Annotated in this window: 21 protein-coding genes and 6 tRNA genes; 17 read left to right on the forward strand and 10 right to left on the reverse strand. The window is 55.5% G+C overall.

Annotation, left to right across the window (positions count from 1 at the left end):
- Positions 1 to 63 precede the first annotated feature (63 nt).
- Positions 64 to 1,029, reverse strand: a complete 966-nt coding sequence (glk, locus tag ACR6AS_RS09260) for a glucokinase (RefSeq protein ID WP_111141169.1) — start codon at positions 1,027 to 1,029, stop codon at positions 64 to 66.
- Between the two features lie 160 nt (positions 1,030 to 1,189).
- Positions 1,190 to 2,842: an indolepyruvate decarboxylase gene (gene ipdC / locus ACR6AS_RS09265; protein ID WP_293772827.1), complete on the reverse strand. Its 1,653-nt coding sequence runs from the start codon at positions 2,840 to 2,842 to the stop codon at positions 1,190 to 1,192.
- 220 nt (positions 2,843 to 3,062) lie between these two features.
- Here ipdC and mgrA point away from each other — a divergent pair, with 220 nt between their 5' ends.
- Together mgrA and ACR6AS_RS09275 are read left to right on the forward strand one after the other, a co-directional pair.
- Entirely contained in the window at positions 3,063 to 4,052 is a 990-nt protein-coding gene (gene mgrA, locus ACR6AS_RS09270; RefSeq protein ID WP_434161828.1) for an L-glyceraldehyde 3-phosphate reductase, read from the forward strand.
- A gap of 168 nt (positions 4,053 to 4,220) precedes the next feature.
- Positions 4,221 to 4,634, forward strand: coding sequence for a DUF2502 domain-containing protein (locus tag ACR6AS_RS09275; RefSeq protein WP_111141166.1), 414 nt, complete (start codon positions 4,221 to 4,223; stop codon positions 4,632 to 4,634).
- A gap of 44 nt (positions 4,635 to 4,678) precedes the next feature.
- On the opposite strand, the gene ACR6AS_RS09280 is transcribed toward ACR6AS_RS09275, so the two are convergent.
- The gene (locus ACR6AS_RS09280) at positions 4,679 to 5,920 is read right to left on the reverse strand and encodes an Nramp family divalent metal transporter (RefSeq protein ID WP_293772832.1); all 1,242 of its coding nucleotides are present in this window, start codon (positions 5,918 to 5,920) and stop codon (positions 4,679 to 4,681) included.
- Between the two features lie 368 nt (positions 5,921 to 6,288).
- Here ACR6AS_RS09280 and ACR6AS_RS09285 point away from each other — a divergent pair, with 368 nt between their 5' ends.
- Positions 6,289 to 7,479: a NupC/NupG family nucleoside CNT transporter gene (locus tag ACR6AS_RS09285; RefSeq protein WP_111141164.1), complete on the forward strand. Its 1,191-nt coding sequence runs from the start codon at positions 6,289 to 6,291 to the stop codon at positions 7,477 to 7,479.
- 276 nt (positions 7,480 to 7,755) lie between these two features.
- Here ACR6AS_RS09285 and ACR6AS_RS09290 read toward each other — a convergent pair.
- A tRNA-Ala gene (locus ACR6AS_RS09290) sits at positions 7,756 to 7,831 on the reverse strand.
- 44 nt (positions 7,832 to 7,875) lie between these two features.
- Positions 7,876 to 7,951 (reverse strand) — tRNA-Ala (locus ACR6AS_RS09295).
- 358 nt (positions 7,952 to 8,309) lie between these two features.
- On the opposite strand from ACR6AS_RS09295, the gene ACR6AS_RS09300 reads away from it, so the two are divergent.
- Both ACR6AS_RS09300 and ACR6AS_RS09305 read left to right on the forward strand, forming a co-directional pair.
- The gene (locus tag ACR6AS_RS09300) at positions 8,310 to 9,098 is read left to right on the forward strand and encodes a formate/nitrite transporter family protein (RefSeq protein WP_111141163.1); all 789 of its coding nucleotides are present in this window, start codon (positions 8,310 to 8,312) and stop codon (positions 9,096 to 9,098) included.
- A 111-nt stretch (positions 9,099 to 9,209) separates the two neighbouring features.
- Entirely contained in the window at positions 9,210 to 9,566 is a 357-nt protein-coding gene (locus tag ACR6AS_RS09305; protein WP_111141162.1) for a YfeC-like transcriptional regulator, read from the forward strand.
- A 35-nt stretch (positions 9,567 to 9,601) separates the two neighbouring features.
- Here the strand turns inward: ACR6AS_RS09305 and gltX are convergent, their stop codons facing one another.
- The gene (gene gltX, locus ACR6AS_RS09310; RefSeq protein WP_293772835.1) at positions 9,602 to 11,017 is read right to left on the reverse strand and encodes a glutamate--tRNA ligase; all 1,416 of its coding nucleotides are present in this window, start codon (positions 11,015 to 11,017) and stop codon (positions 9,602 to 9,604) included.
- 271 nt (positions 11,018 to 11,288) lie between these two features.
- Between gltX and ACR6AS_RS09315 the strand changes: the two genes are divergently transcribed.
- The 5 genes from ACR6AS_RS09315 (at position 11,289) to ACR6AS_RS09335 (ending at position 12,326) form a co-directional block, all read left to right on the forward strand.
- Positions 11,289 to 11,364: transfer RNA gene (locus ACR6AS_RS09315), tRNA-Val, on the forward strand.
- Between the two features lie 40 nt (positions 11,365 to 11,404).
- Positions 11,405 to 11,480: transfer RNA gene (locus ACR6AS_RS09320), tRNA-Val, on the forward strand.
- Positions 11,481 to 11,516: 36 nt separating this feature from the next.
- A tRNA-Val gene (locus ACR6AS_RS09325) sits at positions 11,517 to 11,592 on the forward strand.
- Between the two features lie 4 nt (positions 11,593 to 11,596).
- Positions 11,597 to 11,672 (forward strand) — tRNA-Lys (locus tag ACR6AS_RS09330).
- Between the two features lie 312 nt (positions 11,673 to 11,984).
- Positions 11,985 to 12,326: a FlxA-like family protein gene (locus ACR6AS_RS09335; RefSeq protein WP_111142087.1), complete on the forward strand. Its 342-nt coding sequence runs from the start codon at positions 11,985 to 11,987 to the stop codon at positions 12,324 to 12,326.
- 2 nt (positions 12,327 to 12,328) lie between these two features.
- Here the strand turns inward: ACR6AS_RS09335 and ACR6AS_RS09340 are convergent, their stop codons facing one another.
- Positions 12,329 to 13,249: a LysR family transcriptional regulator gene (locus tag ACR6AS_RS09340; protein ID WP_293772837.1), complete on the reverse strand. Its 921-nt coding sequence runs from the start codon at positions 13,247 to 13,249 to the stop codon at positions 12,329 to 12,331.
- A 94-nt stretch (positions 13,250 to 13,343) separates the two neighbouring features.
- On the opposite strand from ACR6AS_RS09340, the gene ACR6AS_RS09345 reads away from it, so the two are divergent.
- A complete protein-coding gene (locus ACR6AS_RS09345; protein WP_434161831.1) occupies positions 13,344 to 14,354 on the forward strand; it encodes a bile acid:sodium symporter family protein in 1,011 nt (336 codons plus the stop codon).
- Positions 14,355 to 14,378: 24 nt separating this feature from the next.
- Here ACR6AS_RS09345 and ACR6AS_RS09350 read toward each other — a convergent pair whose 3' ends face one another.
- From ACR6AS_RS09350 to zipA, 3 genes are all read right to left on the reverse strand, one after another.
- Positions 14,379 to 14,597 (reverse strand): DUF3820 family protein, encoded by a 219-nt coding sequence (locus tag ACR6AS_RS09350; RefSeq protein WP_128085986.1) that lies wholly within the window; start codon positions 14,595 to 14,597, stop codon positions 14,379 to 14,381.
- Position 14,598: 1 nt separating this feature from the next.
- Positions 14,599 to 16,617, reverse strand: a complete 2,019-nt coding sequence (gene ligA, locus ACR6AS_RS09355) for an NAD-dependent DNA ligase LigA (protein ID WP_434161833.1) — start codon at positions 16,615 to 16,617, stop codon at positions 14,599 to 14,601.
- A gap of 75 nt (positions 16,618 to 16,692) precedes the next feature.
- The gene (zipA, locus tag ACR6AS_RS09360; RefSeq protein ID WP_434161835.1) at positions 16,693 to 17,703 is read right to left on the reverse strand and encodes a cell division protein ZipA; all 1,011 of its coding nucleotides are present in this window, start codon (positions 17,701 to 17,703) and stop codon (positions 16,693 to 16,695) included.
- 218 nt (positions 17,704 to 17,921) lie between these two features.
- Between zipA and cysZ the strand changes: the two genes are divergently transcribed.
- From cysZ to crr, 6 genes are all read left to right on the forward strand, one after another.
- On the forward strand, positions 17,922 to 18,689 hold the full coding sequence (cysZ, locus tag ACR6AS_RS09365; RefSeq protein WP_293772843.1) for a sulfate transporter CysZ: 768 nt from the start codon (positions 17,922 to 17,924) through the stop codon (positions 18,687 to 18,689).
- 141 nt (positions 18,690 to 18,830) lie between these two features.
- Positions 18,831 to 19,802 carry a cysteine synthase A gene (cysK, locus tag ACR6AS_RS09370; protein WP_111142244.1) on the forward strand — a complete coding sequence of 324 codons (972 nt, stop codon included), beginning with the start codon at positions 18,831 to 18,833 and terminating at the stop codon, positions 19,800 to 19,802.
- A 19-nt stretch (positions 19,803 to 19,821) separates the two neighbouring features.
- Complete coding sequence (locus ACR6AS_RS09375; protein ID WP_111142243.1) at positions 19,822 to 20,016, forward strand: hypothetical protein; 195 nt, start codon at positions 19,822 to 19,824, stop codon at positions 20,014 to 20,016.
- Positions 20,017 to 20,188: 172 nt separating this feature from the next.
- On the forward strand, positions 20,189 to 20,446 hold the full coding sequence (ptsH, locus tag ACR6AS_RS09380; RefSeq protein WP_003848868.1) for a phosphocarrier protein Hpr: 258 nt from the start codon (positions 20,189 to 20,191) through the stop codon (positions 20,444 to 20,446).
- A gap of 161 nt (positions 20,447 to 20,607) precedes the next feature.
- Positions 20,608 to 22,335 carry a phosphoenolpyruvate-protein phosphotransferase PtsI gene (ptsI, locus tag ACR6AS_RS09385; RefSeq protein ID WP_434161838.1) on the forward strand — a complete coding sequence of 576 codons (1,728 nt, stop codon included), beginning with the start codon at positions 20,608 to 20,610 and terminating at the stop codon, positions 22,333 to 22,335.
- 42 nt (positions 22,336 to 22,377) lie between these two features.
- A complete protein-coding gene (crr, locus tag ACR6AS_RS09390; RefSeq protein WP_434161840.1) occupies positions 22,378 to 22,878 on the forward strand; it encodes a PTS glucose transporter subunit IIA in 501 nt (166 codons plus the stop codon).
- The last annotated feature ends 49 nt before the right edge of the window (positions 22,879 to 22,927 follow it).

Below are 22,927 nucleotides of genomic sequence, written 5' to 3' on the forward strand. Positions count from 1 at the left end.
GGAATTTCCGATCCGGCGTCGTCAGACAGGGCGGACCGGAAATTCAGGCGGGATAAAGCAGAATCAGAGAATGCGACCCAGCGTCTGACGCAGATGCGCGCCCGCGCCCAGCAGGCCTGGCTGATCGTGCGTGATCATATAGACCGGGATGCTGGCCACATAGTCACGGAAGCGTCCTTTATCTTCGAAAGCAGCACGGAAGCCGGAAGCCTTAAAGAACTCCAGGAAGCGAGGCACAATGCCGCCCGCGATATAGACGCCGCCAAAGGTGCCGAGATTCAGCGCCAGATTACCGCCGAAACGCCCCATGATGACACAGAACATTGACAGGGCACGACGGCAGTCGATGCAGCTGTCATCCAGCGCACGCTGGCTCACATCTTTCGGCTTCAGGTTTTCCGGCACGCGATTATCGACCTTCACAATCGCCCGGTAGAGGTTAACCAGACCCGCGCCTGACAGCACACGTTCGGCTGAAACATGGCCCAGCTCTTCGCGCAGCACTTCCAGAATCTGATCTTCTTCCTCACTGTTGGCCGCGAGATCGACATGACCGCCCTCGCCCGGCAGACTCACCCAGCGCTTGTCGACGTGCACCAGATGGCTGACGCCCAGTCCGGTTCCGGCACCATAAATCGCAATAGGTTTATCCTTAACCGGCTCGGTGCCGCCAAACTGAATCACGTTATCGGCAGTCAGCATCGGGATCGCCATAGATACCGCGGTGAAGTCGTTAATGATTTCCAGGTGTTCAAAACCGATGTTCTCTTTGAGCTTGCGCGTGGAAAACGCCCAGTCGTGGTTGGTCATTTCAACCCAGTCATCGGTAATCGGGCAGGCAATGGCAATACAGCCATCTTTAACATCCTGCTGTTGTTCATCAAGGTAGTGGCGGATGACGGCTTCGAGGCTGTCGTATTCTGATGTTGAGAATGTTTTGGCCTGGGTGATGCTGCCGCTGTCCACCTCACAAAGGGCGAGGCGTGCGTTAGTACCGCCGACATCGCCGACCAAGGCATAAGTTGTCATTCTTCTGTTGCTCCGCTTGGGGTCTTAAGAGTTGGAGGACACTATAAATTTCTGCCCATAAAACAACAACGCTCACCGGTGCGATTGGTGAGCGTCTTACTCAGGTGCGCTACAGCCTAACCGCGATAGGCCACCCTGCACAGCGGCAACTATCTGAATCTTAGCCGCCGTTGCGTTGATTCAGGCAGGCGGTGACTTTTCGAAGCAGTGGCGGCAGATCCTCTTTCTGCATGATCACTTCAATCAGCGACAGCGTCTGAGGTTCAGCCAGCCGCGCCATTACCTGATCCAGCTGCACCGTTTCACTGATGCGCCAGCTCTGCGCCTGCTCCTGCAGGCTGAAGGCGTGCGGCAGGGCTGTCCAGTTCCACTGCGCGATATCATTGTAGCGCTGCGTGGCGCCATGAATCGCGCGTTCGACAGTATACCCTTCATTGTTCAGTAAAAAGAGTATCAGCGGCTGCCGATCGCGCAGCATTGAACCCAGCTCCTGAATGGTCAGCTGCGCCGAACCGTCGCCGATAATCAGGATCACCCGGCGATCGGGATGGGCGGTCTGTGCGCCAAACGCTGCCGGAAGAGTATAGCCGATTGAGCCCCACAATGGCTGGACCAGCAGCTGCGCCTGCGAAGGCAGCCTCAGCGCCGCCGCGCCAAAGGCGGCGGTACCCTGATCGGCCACGATCAGATCGCCCGGCTGCAGGAAGCGCTGCATCGCCTGCCAGAAGGCGTGCTGACTGATCGCGGCCGCCGGTTCAGCTGACGACGTTTCAGGCAGCGCGGCGGCGAGCTGCCACTGCGCGCCATAGCGCCTGAACAGCGGCTGCAGTTCAGCGAGCGCGTCCGCCATCGACAGCGGCGCAAAATCTTCACCCGCCACCGTGGCGCTGAACGGCTGCAGATCGATCAGTCGTGCCGCGTCAAACTGCTGCGTGAAGCCTGCGGTCAGAGTATCGGTAAAGCGCACCCCAACGCAGATGGCCACATCCACCTGCTCTATCTGCTCACGAACCTGACCCGCGCTCGCCGCACCGGCATAGGTGCCGACGAAACCGGGCTGCTGCTCATCCACTACTCCTTTACCCATCAGCAGCGAGGCACAGGGAATGGCACGCTCTCTGCGCAGCGCGGCCAGCGCAGACTGCTGCTGCCAGCGCAGCGCCAGAAAGTCAGCCAGCAGGGAAACCCGCTCTGCGGGTGCCAGCAGGCGTTGCGCCGCCTCGCGGAACGCATGACGAACCGCCGCCGATGCGGGCTGCACGATCTGCAGCGGCTGCGTCGGCGGAGCGACTTCATGGGCCGCGACGTCAACAGCGATTGAAAGATAGCCGGGGCGGCGGGCCTGCAGCGCACTGGCAATCACCCGATCAATTTCGGCCGTCGCGTTATCGGCGGTAAGCAGTGCCGTAGCCGCACTCACCTCTCCGGCCATGCGAATGAAGTGCTGAAAATCGCCATCCCCCAGCGAATGATGCACACAGTCACCCTGACGCTGCGCCTGGGTCGCCGGTGCGCCGACAATATGGATCACCGGCAGATACTCCGCATAACTGCCTGCGATGCCGTTAATCGCACTGAGCTCACCGACGCCGAAGGTGGTCAGCAGCGCGCCTGCGCCCTTGCAGCGGGCATAGCCGTCTGCCGCGTAAGCGGCATTCAGCTCGTTGGCACAGCCCACCCAGCTGATGAGCGGATGCGCAATAACCCGATCGAGAAACTGCAGGTTGTAGTCGCCCGGCACGCCAAACAGATGCCTGATACCAATCTCCTGCAGACGGGTCAACAGGTAATCTCCAACAGTGAACGTGGACATTGTGCATTCCTTTCAGGGAAGAGTTGGGTTAAGTATCTGACAGACGATTAAATTAGCGAGGTGTAGAACGCTTTTCGCCAGCCACAATGCCTGGAAAGCCGGCGTTACGCTGGCGGAATATTCTGTAAAAGCGCGATCTGCAGCGCGCTGTCACTGAGTGTAACCGTATACACTGATAGCGTTCTGGCACAAATTCCCGTTTTTTAACCTGGAGCGTTGAATGTCCTCTTTTCCTCATCCCGATCGCTATCAACAGATGGAATATCGTCGCAGCGGTCGCAGTGGTATTAAACTGCCCGCTATTTCGCTGGGGCTCTGGCATAACTTTGGTGACGCGACCCGGGTCGATAACAGCCGTGCCCTGCTGCGTCACGCGTTTGACCAGGGCATCACGCACTTTGACTTAGCCAACAACTACGGCCCGCCACCCGGTTCTGCGGAAGAAAATTTTGGCCGGATCCTGCGCGAAGATTTTCGTGCCCATCGTGATGAGCTGATTATCTCAACCAAAGCGGGCTATACCATGTGGGAGGGGCCGTATGGGGACTGGGGTTCGCGCAAATATCTCGTCGCCAGCCTGGACCAGAGCCTGAAGCGCATGGGGCTGTCGTATGTCGATATTTTTTATCATCATCGTCCCGACCCGGACACACCGCTGGAAGAGACGATGCGGGCGCTGGACCACGTTGTGCGCCAGGGAAAAGCATTGTATGTGGCCCTCTCTAACTATCCGGCAGATCGGGCTGCGCAGGCGATCGCGATACTGTGCGATCTCGGCACGCCTTGCCTGATTCACCAGCCGCGCTATTCGATGTTTGAACGCACGCCCGAGCAGGGATTGCTTCAGACGCTGGGAGATGCAGGCGTCGGCTGTATCGCCTTCTCGCCGCTGGCCGGTGGCGTACTCACCGATCGCTATCTGCAGGGCATCCCGGATGATTCACGCGCGGCGAGCGGCAGCAAATTCCTGAGTGAGAGTCAGCTGACCGAAGAGAAGATGGAGAAGGTCCGTAAGCTGAACCTGATAGCGCAGCAGCGCGGACAGAAGCTGGCGCAGATGGCACTGGCGTGGGTCCTGCGCGATGAACGTGTTACCTCGGTGCTGATTGGTGCCAGTAAAACAGCGCAGGTCGATGACGCGGTGGCGATGCTGGCACGCCGTCAGTTTAGTGACAGCGAATTAGCGGCGATTGACGCGGCCCTGCTGTAACAGTTTTACCGCCCGGTGCAGGCCGGGCGATTTCTGCGCCAGAATAGTCTCAAACCCCCGCTTCTCCCCAATTTCCTCACAATTTTCCGACACAATAATGTGGTAACAACAGCACTACGCAGGCTGACTGCGCCGCAACAGCATCAGACTGTTGATGAGGAGAATAAAATGAAAAAAGCGCTTATTTTTGCTGCCCTGCTGGCCACCTTGTCGCCGCTGGCACACCACACAGCCCAGGCCTCCAGCGCCTCTATTACTCTGGCTCCTGGCGTCACCCTGAATCTTGGCGATCGCGATCGCCGGGGATATTACTGGGATGGGGGACGCTGGCGTGAACCACGCTGGTGGAATGACCGCTATACCTACAACGAACGGCGCTGGTGGCGTCATGAGGAATGGCGTCGTCGCCAGCAGTGGGAGCGTGAGCGCCGCTGGCATGAGCGCGACCGTGAACGCCGCTGGGAACATCAGCATCGCCGCGATCGCGACTGGGATCGTCATGACTATCGCGGCCCTGGCCCGCACGGCTTTGGGCCTCATGGCCCCGGTGGTCCCGGCCCGCACGGTCACGATCGCCACTAAAAAAACGCCCGGCAAACCCGGGCGTTTTTTCTTTTGCGAAGCCCTTACAGCCCCAGCGCCTCTCCCACCAGCAGATAGAGATTCAGCGCGATCACCAGCACGACGATCAGCCGTCCGGTGTTCTGCATCAGACGGGAGTTAACCATATCCTCCCCCATCAACTCGCGATTGCCGGTAAAGGCGAGCAGCGGAATCAACGCCAGCGCAATACCGAAGCTCAGGAGCACCTGACTCATGACCAGCACCCGGGTCGGGTCCCAGCCAGCCCATATCACAATAAAAGAGGGCAGCATGGTTATAGTACGCCGCACCCAGAGCGGAATATGAAAGCGGATAAAGCCCTGCATCACTACCTGTCCCGCCAGGGTGCCCACTACCGTTGAAGATAAGCCTGCGGCTACCAGGCTGAGACCGAATACCGTCGCCGCCGCCTGACCCAGCAGCGGTTGCAGCGTCAGGTAGGCCTGGTCGAGTTCAGCGATTTTACTGTGGCCACTGAAGTGAAAGGCCGCCGCAGCAGTCGCCATCATCGCCAGATTGACGAATCCGGCAATGGTCATCGCAATAGCCACATCCAGTTTGGTCGAAGAGTAACGCTGGGCTTTGCTGTCCTCGCTCTTGCCCTGGGTGAGTGCAGAGTGCAGATAGATCACATGCGGCATAATGGTGGCGCCGAGCACGCCCGCCGCCAGCAGAACGGCATCCGACGTTGGCAATGCGGGCACGGCCATACCCGCGACCAGCTCCCGGACATTGGGCTGAGAGAAGAAGAGTTCGACAATATAGGCTGCCGCTACAAACAGCAGCAGCCCGCCAATCACCAGCTCCAGCGGTTTCTGTCCACGGCTCTGCAGCATCAGTATCAGAAAGGTGGCGATCCCCGTCAGCACCGCGCCCTGCATCAATGAAATGCCGAGCAGCAGTTTGAACCCCAGGGCCGCCCCGATAAATTCCGCCAGGTCTGTCGCCATCGCAATGATCTCCGCCTGCACCCAGTAGAACCAGACGGCAGGACGGGGAAAGCGGTCACGGATATGTTCGGCGAGATTTTTGCCGGTGGCGATACCCAGCTTGGCGGACATCAGCTGAATAAGCATGGCCATAACGTTGGCCCACACCACCACCCACAGCAGCTTATAGCCATAGGCTGCGCCCGCCTGAATGTTAGTGGCAAAGTTACCCGGATCGATATAGCCGATAGCGGCAATAAAGGCGGGCCCCAGCAGTGCGAGTTTGACTTTTCTGACTCCGCGAGCGGCACGCTCGGCGGTACGACTCTCAAACATATCCGGTACCCTGTCGACGATTAGCCTGCCCCGGCAGCTTAGGGGTTAGCCTGTGCAAGTGAAATTTGTTTATTGTTATCGGTGTAATAGATGCTGCTATAAAGTATAGCCATTGCTATATCTTACAGTAAAGGACGTGATTGCTAAAAATGTGAGCAATGATGTCACTCTACGCCCGGAGTAAAATATAGACAATCATTATGTGGATATTTGAGGTGAATGATTTGTAAACAGGACGTGATCTCTGGAACTTTTCTGGAAAATATAGCGATAGCGAATACTTATATTGTGGTTCAGATCTCGTTTTTAAGTAACGCGTTACATAGAATACGCAGCAAAATACAATCCTCCTCAAATTTGGAGCAATCATGTCCCATATTTTGCAGTTTCTTCTCGCACTGGTGGTGGTCGGGATACTCTCCCTGCTGGTCAGTCACGATCGTAAATCTATTCGCGTTCGCTACATTATACAGCTTCTGGTGATTGAGATTGTGCTCGCCTGGTTCTTCCTGACCTCCGAAGCGGGACTGGGCTTTGTCAAAGGCTTCGCCGGCTTCTTTGACCACCTGCTGAAGTATGCTGCACAGGGAACCAACTTTGTCTTCGGTAACATGAGCGACAAAGGTCTGGCCTTCTTCTTCCTGAACGTACTCTGCCCTATCGTCTTTATCTCTGCCCTGATCGGTATTCTGCAGCATTTCCGTATCCTGCCGTGGGTTATCCGCGCTATCGGTACGGTGCTGTCGAAAGTGAATGGCATGGGAAAACTGGAATCTTTCAACGCCGTGAGTTCGCTGATACTGGGACAGTCAGAAAACTTCATCGCCTATAAAGATATCCTGGGCAAGATGTCACAGCGCCGCATGTACACCATGGCCGCAACCGCGATGTCGACCGTTTCGATGTCTATCGTCGGTGCCTACATGACCATGCTGCAGCCGAAGTATGTGGTCGCCGCGCTGGTACTCAACATGTTCAGTACCTTTATCGTGCTGTCGCTGATCAACCCTTACCGCGTCGAGAACGAAGAAGATCTGCAGTTGCAGGATCTGCACAAAGGGCAGAGCTTCTTTGAGATGCTGGGTGAATATATCCTGGCCGGTTTCCGCGTTGCGATTATCGTAGCTGCGATGCTGATCGGTTTTATCGCGCTGATCTCCGGTCTGAATGCGCTGTTTGACCTGATCTTCGGCATCAGCTTCCAGGGCGTGCTCGGCTTTGTCTTCTATCCGTTTGCCTGGATGATGGGCGTGCCGTCTGGCGAAGCGTTGCAGGTCGGCAGTATTATGGCGACCAAGCTGGTCTCGAATGAGTTTGTGGCCATGATGGATCTGCAGAAAATCGCCGGTCAGTTGTCGCCGACCTCAGAAGGGATTCTGTCCGTGTTCCTAGTGTCGTTCGCTAACTTCTCGTCTATCGGGATTGTGGCCGGTGCGATCAAAGGCCTGAACGAAGAACAGGGCAACGTGGTCTCCCGCTTTGGTCTGAAGCTGCTCTACGGCTCAACCCTGGTCAGCGTGCTCTCTGCCGCTATCGCCGGTCTGGTTCTGGCGTTCTAAGTACGATTCCAGCGATAAAAGGGCGAGCCGGTCTCGCCCTTCTCTTCCGTTCTCTTCTCTGCCCGCCTGAATCCCCTTCTGTCCTCTCTCGCTTGCACGCCATGACCACGTCTTAGCGCCATGCCACAGACAGCACAAAGCCCTGCCAGACGCGACAGTAAAGCGATTTAAGACGACAACTGGATTGCAGCAGAATACGCAACAGCGATTCAGATCCGTGCGAAACGACGACGTGATGATTGATAAGCAGAAAGTTGACAGCGACGTGTCAGAAAATGGTGGAGATAAGCGGGATCGAACCGCTGACCTCTTGCATGCCATGCAAGCGCTCTCCCAGCTGAGCTATACCCCCACATCTGGAATCGTTTTTCAGTGCCAAACTTTTGGGAAGAAGTTTGGTGGAGCTAAGCGGGATCGAACCGCTGACCTCCTGCATGCCATGCAGGCGCTCTCCCAGCTGAGCTATAGCCCCGAACCGAAAAACTATCGCGTTAAGCGACGGACGGCATAATATGAAACCGCCCTCTGGGTGTCAACGGCAAAATGACATTCTGTGTCTGATCGCTGAAAAAGGCGGCAACCTGCCAGATTTCAGTAGCATGCCGCAGGGGAAAATCGTGCCAGCTCAACAGATAGCGCCTCTGAACTGTTATTAAGACTCTCCTCAGGTTAATTCCCGGTTAAATATGTTATAGGAATTTTCTTGTCTTCGGCTTTTTCACATGCAAAACTTAGCCCGCTAATTGAATGGCAGCCGGGACCCTTTCCCGCGCACCCCGCGTCCACCAGGCGTTAACGTCCCCTTAATCATAAAAAATTACTGAGATACTATGTCGCTGCATACACCCAAAGAAATCGCCCAACTGGCGATCCAGTCAGGCGTGGCTAAAAGCCGTTCGCCTGTCAGCACCCTCCTGATCCTTGGCTTTATGGCGGGCGCATTTATTGCGACCGGCTTCCTGCTGGATCTGCATGTGATTAACTCCCTGCCTGCCGAATGGGGCTCCTTTGGCGGCCTGTTAGGCGCGGCCGTGTTCCCGGTCGGGATCATCATGACCGTGCTGGCTGGCGGTGAACTGCTGACCGGCAATATGATGACCTTACCAGTCGCCTGGTTCGCCCGCCGCATCCGTTTTACGAGCGTGGCGCGCAACTGGTTCTGGGTTACCCTGGCTAACTTTATCGGCAGCGTGGCCGTGGCGTGGTTCTTTGGACACATGCTGGGCATGACTGAAGGTGACTACCTGAAGAAAACCGTGGCAATCGCTTCTGCCAAAGTCCATGCCGATTTCCTGCACGCCTTTATTTCCGGTATCGGCTGTAACTGGCTGGTTTGTCTGGCGGTGTGGCTGGCGTTTGCCAGTAAAGATATGGTCGGCAAGATCTTCGGTATGTGGTTCCCGGTTATGGCGTTTGTCGCGATCGGCTTCCAGCACGTTGTTGCCAACATGTTTATCATCCCTGCCGCCATTTTTGCCGGTCAGATGAGCTGGGCAGAATACCTGCCAAACTTTGTTGCCGTCTTCCTGGGTAATGCCGTGGGTGGTGCCGTCTTCGTCGGTCTGGCCTACTTCCTGGCCTTCCGTCCTGCCGCTGAACCTGTCAGCAATCCGCAGTAATTCTGTTTTGCCTTTTGTCCGGTGACAAAAGGCAATTTCAGCTTCAGTTACTTTCTCCCGTTACGTTTTGCTGTAATATGTACCGCTAATGTATTGAACAGGGACAGCATCGTGAAAAAGGAATGGCTTACTCCCGAAGAGCTGGCTGCAGAAACGGGTTACAGTCGGCAAACGGTAAATAAATGGATCAAGCGGGAAAACTGGACAACCACGCCAAAGCCCGGCGTACAGGGCGGTAAGGCACGTCTTATCCATATTGACGAACGTGTAAAAAGTTTTATTCAGTCAACCCGCAATCTCAATGAACCCGCAGCAACCTATGGCGCGGTCACCAATTCGTTACCTGCGTTATTGATAAGTTCTGTCCAGCAAATGAGTCAGGATGAGCAGGATCAGTTCACCGCATTAATCTTACGTGAAGGGATTAAAGGCGTGTTGCAGCGACTGGGTATTGGTGAGGAAGCATAAAGAAACCGGAAGCGTGATGCTTCCGGCTGTATAGATTAAGCCTGCGCTTCACGCTCACTGATAAAGGCCAGCGCCTGCTCGATACGGGCCACGCTACGGCTGCGACCAATCGCCTCGACGGTGACATCCAGAGCGGGTGACTGACCGGCACCGGTCACGGCGACACGCAGCGGCATGCCGACTTTGCCCATCCCGACTTCCAGTTCATCTGCGGTACTCTGAATAGCCTGGTGCACGTTTTCTGCTGTCCACTCCGTGATGGCAGCCAGCTTGTCACGCACCACTTCCAGCGGCTGACGCGCCACCGGACGAAGATGTTTCTTCGCCGCATCGGCGTCAAACTCAGCAAAGTCTTCATAGAAGTAGCGACAGGATGCCGCCATCTCTTTCAGCGTTTTGCAGCGATCGCCCAGCAGACTCACCAGCTTCGCCAGCTCGGGGCCGGTGCGGGTATCGATATTCTGCTGCTCGATATGCCATTGCAGATGGGTTGCCACATATTCCGGCGGCAGCGCATTAATGTAATGGTGGTTCAGCCACTGCAGTTTTTCGGTGTTGAACGCACTGGCGGACTTGCTGACGGCATCCAGGGTGAACAGCTCTGCCATTTCGGCTACGCTGAAAATTTCCTGATCGCCATGTGACCAGCCAAGACGCACCAGGTAGTTGAGCAGGGCTTCTGGCAGATAGCCATCATCACGATACTGCATCACCCCGACCGCACCATGACGTTTGGAGAGTTTTTTGCCGTCATCGCCCAGAATCATTGAAACGTGAGCATAAACCGGAACCTGTGCACCAATCGCTTTCAGGATGTTGATCTGACGTGGCGTGTTGTTGATATGGTCTTCACCGCGAATAACATGGGTGATCCCCATATCCCAGTCATCCACCACCACACAGAAGTTGTAGGTTGGCGAACCATCGGTGCGGCGGATAATCAGGTCATCCAGCTCCTGGTTGCTGAACTCGATCGGGCCACGGATCTGGTCGTCGAAGATCACCGACCCCTCCTGCGGATTGCGGAAGCGCACGACGCACGGCTCATCGTCGGCGTGGTGTTCATGGCTGTCACGGCAGCGGCCGTCATAACGCGGCTTTTCATTATTCGCCATCTGCTCTTCACGCAGCGCGTCCAGACGCTCTCTGGAGCAGTAACATTTATAGGCTGTACCGGCTTCCAGCATTTCATCAATGACCGCGTTGTAGCGATCGAAACGTTTAGTCTGGTAGTAAGGGCCTTCATTCCAGTCGAGACTCAGCCAGTTCATGCCATCCATGATGGCTTCGATCGCTTCCGGCGTGGAGCGTTCCAGGTCGGTGTCTTCGATGCGCAGTACGAACTCGCCCTGGTTGTGACGGGCAAAGAGCCAGGAGTAAAGAGCGGTACGAGCGCCACCGACATGCAGATAGCCCGTCGGGCTGGGCGCGAAGCGTGTTTTGATTTTCATTAAATAGTGCCTTAGATGCGCAGGTTCTCTGTCTGGATGACAAAAAACAGGTTAGACGCGAAAAACAGTGGGCACATTCTAGCATCTGATGGTGAATCCTCAATGCGTGCCCGCCAGTTGGCCGCCGTGAAAAGGCGCTTTTCTGCCAGAAAAACCAGCACATTGGCTAAAAGCGCGACAGGATGTTTAAAAATAAACCGAACGCACATTTATGTTTTAAAAAGCGTTGACTCAAAATCAACTATCCCTATAATGCGACTCCACACAGCGGGGGTGATTAGCTCAGTTGGTAGAGCATCTCCCTTACAAGGAGGGGGTCGGCGGTTCGAGCCCGTCATCACCCACCACTCTTAACAGGGTGCCCGCAGTGAACAGGTATGAAGATATGGGTGATTAGCTCAGTTGGTAGAGCATCTCCCTTACAAGGAGGGGGTCGGCGGTTCGAGCCCGTCATCACCCACCATATCTTATCTGTTAAAGCAGTACTGAAGTACGAAGTGGGTGATTAGCTCAGTTGGTAGAGCATCTCCCTTACAAGGAGGGGGTCGGCGGTTCGAGCCCGTCATCACCCACCACTTCGGGTCGTTAGCTCAGTTGGTAGAGCAGTTGACTTTTAATCAATTGGTCGCAGGTTCGAATCCTGCACGACCCACCAATTCAGAAGAAAGCGCCTTTAAGGCGCTTTTTTCGTTTCTGACGCACAGTGATAATCGTGCAGGATGAGAACCTGCAGCAGGTTCGACTGAATCGCCTGCGATTCAGGCTGAGGCGACAGCCTCACCCATCGGGCTGATGGCTATCCTGCACGACCCACCCATTCAGAAGAAAGCGCCTTTAAGGCGCTTTTTTCGTTTCTGCTGAACCGCCATTTACGGGCTTTCCTCTTTACGTCCTTTTACTACCCTATTCATTCAAGTCGTTTCGCTGCGTGCCGATAACGTAGGTGACGACTTACAGGGAGAAAATGATGTCTTCAATTTCCGGAATTTTAAGCAGTGCCGTCAGTGGCGGTGACAGCAGCGGTGGCAGTATTGCCTCGCAGATCTCTGCGCTGAATAAACAGATTCAGAACGTTTTAACCCAGGTTAAAGAACTGGCCGACAACCACGAGCTGACTGACGAACAGAAAGCCGAAATGCAGCAGATGTACCAGTCACAAATCACCATGATTCAGGCTCAGATTGCACAGCTGGAACAGAAGCAGGCCGAGCAGGATCAGCCGAAAAGTGACCCGATGACCGTCAGTGAGAACAAGGCGGATGGCATTAACCGGCCAACCGACAGCAATAAAGTAAACGTTTATATCTGACCCTAAAACGCCGGTCTGGCCGCGCGTTGTTGCGCCAGCAGCGCCGCCTGCTGGCGCACCTCCTGCCAGATCGCTTCGGCTGCGGGCGTCAGCGAGCGGTTTTTCCGTTTTATCAGGGTCAGGCTGCGATTAATTTCCGGGTAGATCCGCCGCACCGTTAATGCGCGATCGGCGGGCAACGGCAACGCCAGCGCGGGCAGAATACTGATGCCAATCCCCACTTCCACCATCGGGAAGAGCGTTGCGGGATGGCCGATCTCCTGTACCACTTCGGCCCTGACATTCTGCTGCTGCATTGCCGCGTCAATCAGTATCCGGCTGCCGGAGGCGTAATCCTGCAACACCATCATCCGCCCCTCCAGCATCGGCCATTCCGCCCTTTCCACCTGCGCCAGCGGATCGTCTTCACGGCATAACAGCAGGAAAGGCTCATCCAGAATCGCGATGCTGTCGAAGTCGGTGTCGCTGAGTGGCCCGATCACAATGCCAAAATCCACTTCCGCATTCCGCACACTCTGCAGCACCCAATGCTGAGCACGATCGTGCAGGATCACTTTGATATCGGGAAAATGGTGCTGGCTGGCGGCCAAACACTGGGGCATCAGATGGGCGGAGATAGTCTGACTGGCTGCGACTCTGACCGTGCCGCTGCGCTGCTCGCCAAAACTGCGGATATCCAGCAGCGTGGTGTGGATCTCCTCCAGCAGCCGCTCCATGCGTGACGCCAGCTGTTTACCCGCTTCGGTCAGCATCACTTCGCGGGTGGTGCGATCCAGCAAACGGACGCCGGTTTCCGCCTCCAGCTCTTTGATGCTGTGGCTGACCGCCGACTGGCTCAGACCTATCGCCTGTCCGGCCTGACTGAAACCCCCGTAGTGTGCGACGGCGATAAAGGTGCGAAGCTGCCGAAGGGTATAATTCATCGATTACGCTCATAGATTAATTTAATAAATCAATTTTATTTCTAAACACGTTTCACGCACAATCGCCCTATTGAAAATTTACCGGAATTTAACAATGGGATTTTTAAAGCTTGATCCGATGATGGTCAAACTCATCATCACGGTGTTACTGGCCTCCTTTTTGCCCGCAAAAGGGATCTATGTCGATATCTTCAGCTACCTTGCGACGGCCGCGATAGCCCTGCTGTTCTTTATGCACGGTGCCAAACTGTCGCGAGAAAAGATCATCGCCGGCAGCAGCCACTGGCAGCTGCATCTCTGGATTATGTTCAGCACCTTTGTGCTCTTCCCGGCGCTGGGCCTGCTGCTGGTCTGGTGGCATCCGGTCGATGTCGGCCCGGAAATTTATACCGGCTTTATCTATCTCTGTATCCTGCCTGCCACAGTGCAGTCCGCCATTGCATTTACCTCCATGGCCGGGGGTAACGTTGCGGCTGCTGTCTGCAGCGCCTCGGCATCCAGTCTGCTGGGCGTCTTTATTTCGCCGTTACTGGTCAATCTGGTGATGGATATTCACAGCAGCGCGCCGAGCGACGGTCTGGAGCAGATTGGCAAAATCATGCTGCAACTGATGGTCCCGTTCATGCTGGGCCACCTCTCACGTCGCTGGATTGGCGGCTGGATTGAGAAACACCGCAGCCTGATTGGTAAAACCGACCAGACCTCGATCCTGCTGGTGGTTTACTCCGCCTTCAGCGAAGCGGTGGTGAACGGCATCTGGCATCGCGTGGGTCTGACGACGCTGATGTGGATCGTGGCGGGTTCTGTTCTGCTGCTGGCCGCCGTGCTGATTATCAATCTGCTGGCGTCGCGCCTGTTCCGCTTTAAACGCGCCGATGAGATCGTGGTGCTGTTTTGTGGCTCGAAGAAGAGTCTGGCGAATGGCGTGCCGATGGCGAACATCCTGTTCCCGGCCAGTACGGTGGGGATTATCGTGCTGCCACTGATGATCTTCCATCAGGTGCAGCTGATGGTCTGTTCGTTTATTGCCGGACGCTACAAGAAGAGCAACGAGAAGCAGCAGGCGCTGCAGGTGAAAGGTTCCGTAATGGAGTCACAGAAGTAACCGGGCCCGCCTGCGCGGGCACGATTAGCTGCGGGTCTGGAGCGGTCTGACTAACCCCTCCAGACCCTCTGTTTTGATGACCAGCGTAAGCTGCATCAGATCGCCCAGCTGACCGGATGGAAAATCGCCACTGCGGGCGAACCAGAGCAGATAAGGCTCCGGCAGGTCGATCAGCATCCGCCCCTTGTATTTGCCAAACGGCATCGGCGTGTTGGCTATCGCCACCAGCTGGTGCTCATCCATCTCAGGCTCCCAGCAGACGGATCATTTCGGCTTCATCAATCACCTCAATGCCCAGCTCCTGCGCTTTCGCCAGCTTTGACCCGGCCGCCTCACCGGCGATCAGCAGATCGGTTTTCTTCGAAACGCTGCCAATGACTTTAGCCCCCCGCGCGATAAGCTGTGCTTTGGCATCATCGCGATTCATCTGTGACAGGGAACCGGTCAGCACAATGGTTTTACCGGCGAACGGACTGTCGATCTCGTCAGCCTTCACCACCACCACCTGCGGCCAGTGCACGCCGATCTCTTCTGTCAGCTGGCGGATAACTTCGCGGTTGCTCTCCTCTTCCATGAAGTTGCGCACATGAGTAGCGACGACTTTGCCGACATCCTGCACCGCAATCAGCGCATCAAGATCAGCATCCATAACCTTCTGCAGCTCGCCAAAATGGTTGGCCAGATTCGCCGCAGTCGCTTCGCCGACTTCGCGTATCCCCAGCGCATAAAGGAAGCGCGCCAGGGTGGTTGATTTCGCTTTTTCCAGCGCGTCGACCACGTTCTGTGCCGATTTCGGCCCCATGCGATCCAGCCCGGTCAGCTTGCCCGCCGTCAGCCGGAACAGATCGGCTGGCGTACTGACATACTCTTTCTCGACCAGCTGGTCGATAATCTTGTCGCCCATACCGTCCACATCCAGCGCCCGGCGCGACACAAAGTGCTTGAGCGCCTCTTTACGCTGAGCGCCGCAGATCAGGCCGCCGGTGCAGCGCGTGACCGATTCGCCCTCGACCCGCTCTACTTCGGAGCCGCAGACCGGACAATGCGCCGGGAACACCACCTCACGCGTCTCTGCGGGGCGCTCGGCGGTAACGACGTTGACCACCTGCGGGATCACATCCCCTGCGCGGCGAATCACGACCCGATCGCCGATGCGTAAGCCCAGGCGTTCTATCTCATCCGCATTGTGCAGGGTGGCATTGCTGACGATCACGCCCGCCACCTGCACCGGTTCAAGACGCGCAACCGGCGTAATCGCCCCTGTGCGCCCGACCTGGAATTCAACATCCCGCACCCAGGTCAGCTGCTCCTGCGCCGGGAACTTAAAGGCAATCGCCCAGCGCGGGGCGCGCGCCACAAAGCCCAGCTGCTCCTGCAGCGCCTGCGAATCGACCTTGATGACCACGCCGTCAATGTCGAAGCCCAGCGTCGGCCGCTGCTGCTCAATATCGCGGTAGAACTCCAGAGCCTCTTCCGCGTTATGCACCAGCTTAATGCGATCGCTGACCGGCAGGCCCCAGGCTTTTAATTGCTGCAGACGCCCCATGTGGCTGTGCGGCATTTCGCCGCCTTCAAGCAGACCAAACCCGTAGCAGAAGAAGGTCAGCGGGCGTCTGGCGGTGATGCGCGGATCCAGCTGACGCAGCGATCCTGCTGCCGCGTTGCGCGGATTCGCAAAGACTTTGCCGTCGGTTCGGCGCGCTTCCTCGTTCAGCTTTTCGAAGCCACGCTGCGTCATGAAGACTTCACCACGTACTTCCAGCCGGGCCGGGATGTTGTCCCCTTTCAGCCGCAACGGAATGGCGCGGATGGTGCGGACGTTGGCGGTAATGTTCTCACCGGTGGTGCCGTCGCCGCGCGTGGCGGCCCTGACCAGCAGGCCATTTTCATACATCAGGCTGACCGCCGCGCCATCGAGCTTGAGTTCACAGCAGTAGGTCAGATCATCGCTGCTTTTCAGCCGGTCCTGCACGCGCTTGTTGAAGGCCATAAAGGTGGCTTCATCAAAGGCGTTGTCCAGCGACAGCATCGGTACCTCATGACGTACCTGCTCAAATACCGTCAGCGGTGCCGCCCCGACGCGCTGGGTGGGCGAGTCAGGGGTAACCAGCTCGGGGTGATCCTCTTCCAGCTGACGCAGTTCGCGCATCAGGCGATCATACTCAGCATCCGGGACTTCCGGCGCATCCATGACGTGATAGAGGTATTCATGATGGCGCAACGTGGTGCGCAGTTCGGTGATGTGATCCTGGACGGATTTCATAAAGCCCCATCAGATAAAAAACCCCCGACAGGCGGGGGTTTGTTTTAACAATTCAGACAGTGATTAGCGCAATGCTCAGGCGCCAGTCACATCGCGGATTCGCGCTTTGTAGGTTTCCAGCTTCTGCGGCGTCATCATGCGACGCTCATCATCCAGCACAACGCCACCGACATCATCAGCGATACGCTGCGCCGACTGCAGCATCAGCTTGAAGTTCTGATTCGCATCGCCGTAAGAAGGCACCATCATAAAGATAGAGATGCCTGGCGTGCTGAAATCGGTCATCAGGTCCGGGTTGAACGAGCCAGGCTTAACCATGTTCGCCAGGCTGAACAGCACGGGACCGCTGCCTGCCGGACTAAGATGACGGTGGAAAATGTTCATTTCGCCAAACTGGAAGCCCGCCTGCAGAATCCCCTGCAGCAACGCTTCACCGTTCAGCTCACCACCCGAATGCGCGGCAACATGCAGCACCAGCACCGCTTCTTTCGGTTTTTCCGCTGCGGCTTTTGGCGCAGGCGCCGGGGCCGGTTCAGGCTGCACGGGTTGAGGCTGAGGCTGAGGCTGAGGCTCAGGTTCTGCCTGGTACTGCGGTGCAGGTTGTACCGGTTCCAGCGGATCGAGATCCAGCAGCGGATCGGCCTGAACAGGCGGCGCGACAAAAGTCGGCGCAGGCTGCTGACGAACCGGTTCAGGACGCGGCTGCGGAGCAGGCTGCGGTGCTGAGCTGAAAAGCGGATCGCTTTCAGGTTCGGGCTGCGGTGCGGGACGTGGCGCAGGCTGACGCACAGGCTCAGCAGGCGCTTGTTGACGCGGCGCTTCTGGCTGAGGGTCGCGGATCGCATCGAAACGCGGTTCCTGGTGTACGCTGCGCTCAGAACGAACACGAACCTCGCCGACGCCGTCATCTTCGTCGTCTGTCAGGTCCTGCTCATCATGGTCATCACGTTGTTTCAGACGTTTGTGCGGGCGATCGCGAAACACTGACGAACGCTCTTTACGGCTGGTCCACAGTCCGTGAAGAAGGAGCGCTATAATGGCGATCGCGCCAACAACGATTAATATCAGACGCAAATCCTGCATCATTGTATTCTCTGTTGTTCCAATACCTTGCCACCGCGGCAAACTTTATCCTCTAACTGTATTTGCCCTGCTACACAAGTGCAAGTCTGTGCACTATTTTCTGACAAATAAGATAGGCAACCCACGCTTTTTCGCTGTTTTTTTACCCAAACGGTACCTGGACTGGAGAAAAAGCCAGGTTATAGTGAGCGCGCCTTCACACCTTCAGGAGAAATGGCTTTATGGCCCGTGAGAATTCCGTCTCAGATTTTAATGGCATGCACTATTTTAACCAGGGCTGGAAACTGGTGCGCCTGCCTGGCCTTCGCCGCTTTGTCGTGATGCCGCTGCTGATCAACATCATCATGCTGGGCGGCGCTTTCGTCTGGCTCTTCTATCGGCTGGGCGACTGGATCCCGCGCCTGATGGCCCATATTCCCGACTGGCTGCAGTGGCTGAGTTATCTGTTGTGGCCGCTGTCGGTTATCGCGATTGTGCTGGTGTTCAGCTACTTCTTCTCGACGCTGGCCAACCTGATTGCCGCCCCGTTCTGCGGTTTGCTGGCAGAACAGCTTGAAGGCCGTCTGACCGGTAAACCACTGCCCGACAGCGGCTGGGCGGCGATGGTGAAAGATGTGCCGCGCATCATGAAGCGGGAACTGCAGAAACTGGGCTACTACCTGCCCCGCGCGCTGGGCCTGCTGCTGCTCTACTTTATTCCGGGGTTTGGTCAGACCATTGCGCCAGTGCTCTGGTTTCTGTTCAGCGCCTGGATGCTCTCTATCCAGTATTGTGACTATCCGTTCGATAACCACAAAGTGCCGTTCCGGCAGATGCGTAATGCCCTGCGTCAGCACAAAACGGCCAACATGCAGTTTGGCGCGCTGACCAGCCTGTTCACCATGATTCCGGTGCTGAACCTGGTCATCATGCCGGTAGCCGTCTGCGGTGCGACGGCTATGTGGGTGGATCGCTATCGGTCGCAGCTGGCTCGCAGCGACGTGCGCTGAAACCATCAGCGCGCCTTATGCTCTTTTCACAGAGGCTTATTGCCGGGTGACATATAGATATACGATTTCTTTCCTTCCGCCCCCAGGCAGAACAGGTATGCTCATAGGGTTCCCAATATTTCATACAGTTAAGGACAGGCTATGAGTAAGATCTATGAAGACAACTCTTTGACAATTGGTCATACGCCATTGGTTCGACTGAACCGCATCGGTAACGGCCGCATCCTTGCGAAAGTTGAATCCCGTAACCCGAGCTTCAGCGTAAAATGCCGTATCGGTGCCAATATGATTTGGGACGCAGAAAAACGCGGTATTCTGAAACCGGGTGTTGAACTGGTGGAGCCGACCAGCGGCAACACCGGTATCGCGCTGGCCTATGTGGCAGCCGCACGCGGTTATAAACTGACGCTGACCATGCCGGAAACCATGTCGGTGGAGCGTCGTAAGCTGCTGAAAGCGCTGGGCGCGAAGCTGGTTCTGACCGAAGGCGCAAAGGGTATGAAAGGCGCTATCGGCAAAGCGGAAGAGATTGTCGCCAGCGATCCAGACAGATATGTTCTGCTGCAGCAGTTCAGCAACCCGGCCAACCCGGAAATTCATGAAAAGACTACCGGCCCGGAAATCTGGGAAGACACCGATGGCGAAGTAGACGTCTTTATTGCCGGTGTCGGCACCGGTGGTACGCTGACCGGCGTGAGCCGCTACATCAAAAACACCAAAGGCAAAAAAGATCTGATTACCGTTGCGGTTGAACCGACCGATTCGCCGGTGATTGCTCAGGCGATGGCCGGTGAGGAGATCAAACCAGGCCCGCACAAGATTCAGGGCATCGGTGCAGGCTTTATTCCAGGTAACCTGGAGCTGAACCTGGTGGATCGCGTCGTGGCAATTACCAACGAAGAGGCGATTAGCACGGCGCGTCGTCTGATGGAAGAGGAAGGTATTCTGGCCGGTATCTCTTCCGGTGCTGCGGTTGCTGCTGCGCTGAAGCTGCAGGAAGATGAGACCTTCGCCAACAAAAATATCGTTGTCATCCTCCCCTCTTCCGGTGAACGTTACCTGAGTACTGCGCTGTTTGCCGATCTTTTCACCGAAAAAGAGCTGCAGCCCTAGTCGCGGCGAAAGTCTTAAAATGGATAAAAAAGCACCCGCACGGGTGCTTTTTTGTGGCGCAGATCTCACTTTCATCACCCGGCAGATTGATTTCAGTGATGCCGCTCTGGTATTTAGACTGCCAATTATTTCGATGCCTGAAATTAATCCGCGTTTGAAGTGGATCAAGCTGAATCGATTTACGGATTCAGTGAAACGGCGAATCACGGCATAATTAACCGGTGACGTGTAGAATCGGTTTTGAGACGCAACGGATTGTCGTATTGACGCATGCGCGTCTCTGGTCAGCAGGATGCTATACCCGCGCACCGACACAGGCTAAAGTAGAGGCTCCAGGCTAGACTTTAGATCCATAAAACTCATTCTGATAACGTTGGGGAAATAGAATGTTCCAGCAAGAAGTTACTATTACTGCACCAAACGGCCTGCATACTCGCCCAGCTGCGCAATTCGTTAAAGAAGCCAAAGCTTTCCAGTCAGAAATTACCGTGACCTCTAACGGTAAATCAGCGAGTGCGAAAAGCCTGTTCAAACTGCAGACGCTGGGTCTGACTCAGGGCACCGTCGTGACACTCTCTGCAGAAGGTGAAGATGAGCAGAAGGCCGTTGAACATCTGGTCAAACTGATGGCTGAACTGGAGTAATCTCCGCTCAGCTCTCCAGCAAATCGACTCCTCTGCGCCATTGAGTGCAAACATCTTGATCGCGGACAACCTGTCCGCGTTATTGCTTTCGTAGAGTACGTGTCCCGCGACAATGGCACCGCAAAGAGTCCCATCAGCCATCGTGATTAAAAGGTAGCGTTATGATTTCAGGCATTTTAGCATCACCAGGTATCGCTTTCGGCAAAGCACTGCTGCTGAAAGAAGACGAGATCGTCATCAATCGCAAGAAAATTTCTGATGACCAGGTTGAGCAGGAAGTTCAGCGCTTCCTTGATGGCCGTAGCAAAGCGGCAACACAACTGGAAGCGATTCGCGTCAAAGCGGGTGAAACCCTGGGTGAAGAGAAAGCAGCGATCTTCGAAGGCCACATCATGTTGCTGGAAGATGAAGAGCTGGAGCAGGAAATCATTGACCTGATCAAGAAAGATCACGCGTCTGCCGATGCCGCTGCCTACTCAGTCATCGATGGCCAGGCGAAAGCACTGGAAGAGTTAGATGATGAATACCTGAAAGAGCGTGCGGCTGACGTGCGCGACATCGGTAAGCGTCTGCTGCAAAACATTCTCGGTCTGCACATCGTTGACCTGAGCGCGATTCAGGAAGAATCCATTCTGGTGGCCAAAGACTTAACGCCGTCAGAAACCGCACAGCTGAACCTGAAAAAGGTGCTGGGCTTTATTACCGATCTGGGTGGCCGTACCTCGCACACCTCTATCATGGCGCGTTCGCTGGAGATCCCGGCCATTGTCGGCACCGGTAACGTCACCGCCACGATCAAAAACGGCGATTTCCTGATTCTGGATGGTGTCAACAACACGATTCACGTCAACCCTTCAGAAGCGATTCAGGAAGAGCTGAAAGCCGTACAGAACCAGTATCTGTCGGAAAAACATGAATTAGCCAAGCTGAAAGATCTGCCCGCGGTCACGCTGGATGGTCATCAGGTTGAAGTCTGTGCCAACATCGGTACCGTGCGCGATATCGCCGGGGCTGAGCGTAACGGCGCAGAAGGCGCAGGCCTCTACCGCACCGAATTCCTGTTCATGGACCGCGACTCGCTGCCAGGCGAAGAAGAGCAGTTCCAGGCATACAAAGCCGTCGCGGAAGCGATGGGTTCACAGGCCGTTATCGTGCGTACCATGGATATCGGCGGTGACAAAGATCTGCCTTACATGAACCTGCCGAAAGAAGAGAACCCGTTCCTCGGCTGGCGCGCAATCCGTATCGCCATGGACCGCAAAGAGATTCTGCATGCTCAGCTGCGTGCTATCCTGCGCGCCTCCTCGTTCGGTAAACTGCGCATCATGTTCCCGATGATCATCTCGGTTGAAGAAGTCCGCAGCCTGAAAGCCGAACTCGAACTGCTGAAAGCGCAGCTGCGCGAAGAGGGCAAAGCCTTTGATGAAAGCATCGAAGTCGGCATCATGGTGGAAACCCCGGCGTCAGCTGTGATCGCCCACCACCTGGCGAAAGAAGTTGATTTCTTCAGTATCGGCACAAACGATCTGACGCAGTATACTCTGGCGGTCGATCGTGGTAATGATTTGATCTCGCACCTGTACAACCCAATGACGCCGTCTGTGCTTAACTTAATTAAGCAAGTCATTGATGCATCTCACGCTGAAGGTAAATGGACCGGCATGTGTGGTGAGCTGGCAGGTGATGAACGTGCTACACTACTGTTACTGGGAATGGGGCTGGACGAGTTCAGCATGAGTGCCATTTCTATCCCTGGCATCAAGAAAATCATTCGTAATACTAATTTTGAAGATGCGAAGGCATTAGCAGAGCAGGCACTGGCTCAACCGACTGCGGAAGATTTAATGAACCTGGTCAACAGATTCATTAAGGAAAAAACGCTCTGCTAATCTGCATGATGCTGGCCCCAAATTACTGCTTAGGAGAAGATCATGGGTTTGTTTTCTAAACTTTTTGGCGAAAAAACGGATAGCGCTGGGACTATTGATATCGTAGCGCCTCTGTCAGGCGAAATCGTGAATATTGAAGACGTACCAGATGTGGTGTTTGCAGAAAAAATCGTGGGCGACGGTATTGCCATCAAGCCAAGCGGCAACAAAATGGTTGCCCCTGTTGATGGGACTATCGGCAAGATTTTTGAAACCAATCACGCTTTTTCGATCGAATCTGACAACGGCATTGAGCTGTTCGTCCACTTCGGTATCGATACCGTTGAACTGAAAGGCGAAGGCTTCAAGCGTATCGCTGAAGAAGGCCAGAATGTCAAAAAAGGCGATGTGGTCATCGAGTTCGATCTGCCGCTGCTGGAAGAGAAAGCAAAATCAACCCTGACCCCGGTCGTCATCTCCAACATGGATGAGATCAAGGAACTGATTAAGCTGTCTGGCCAGGTTACCGTGGGGGAAACCCCGGTAATTCGCATCAGAAAGTAAGCGTTTATCTGTAACATAACGGCACCTGCGGGTGCCGTTATTGTTTCTG

Source organism: Pantoea phosphatilytica (assembly GCF_051025615.1).
In the GTDB taxonomy this organism is placed as follows: domain Bacteria; phylum Pseudomonadota; class Gammaproteobacteria; order Enterobacterales; family Enterobacteriaceae; genus Pantoea.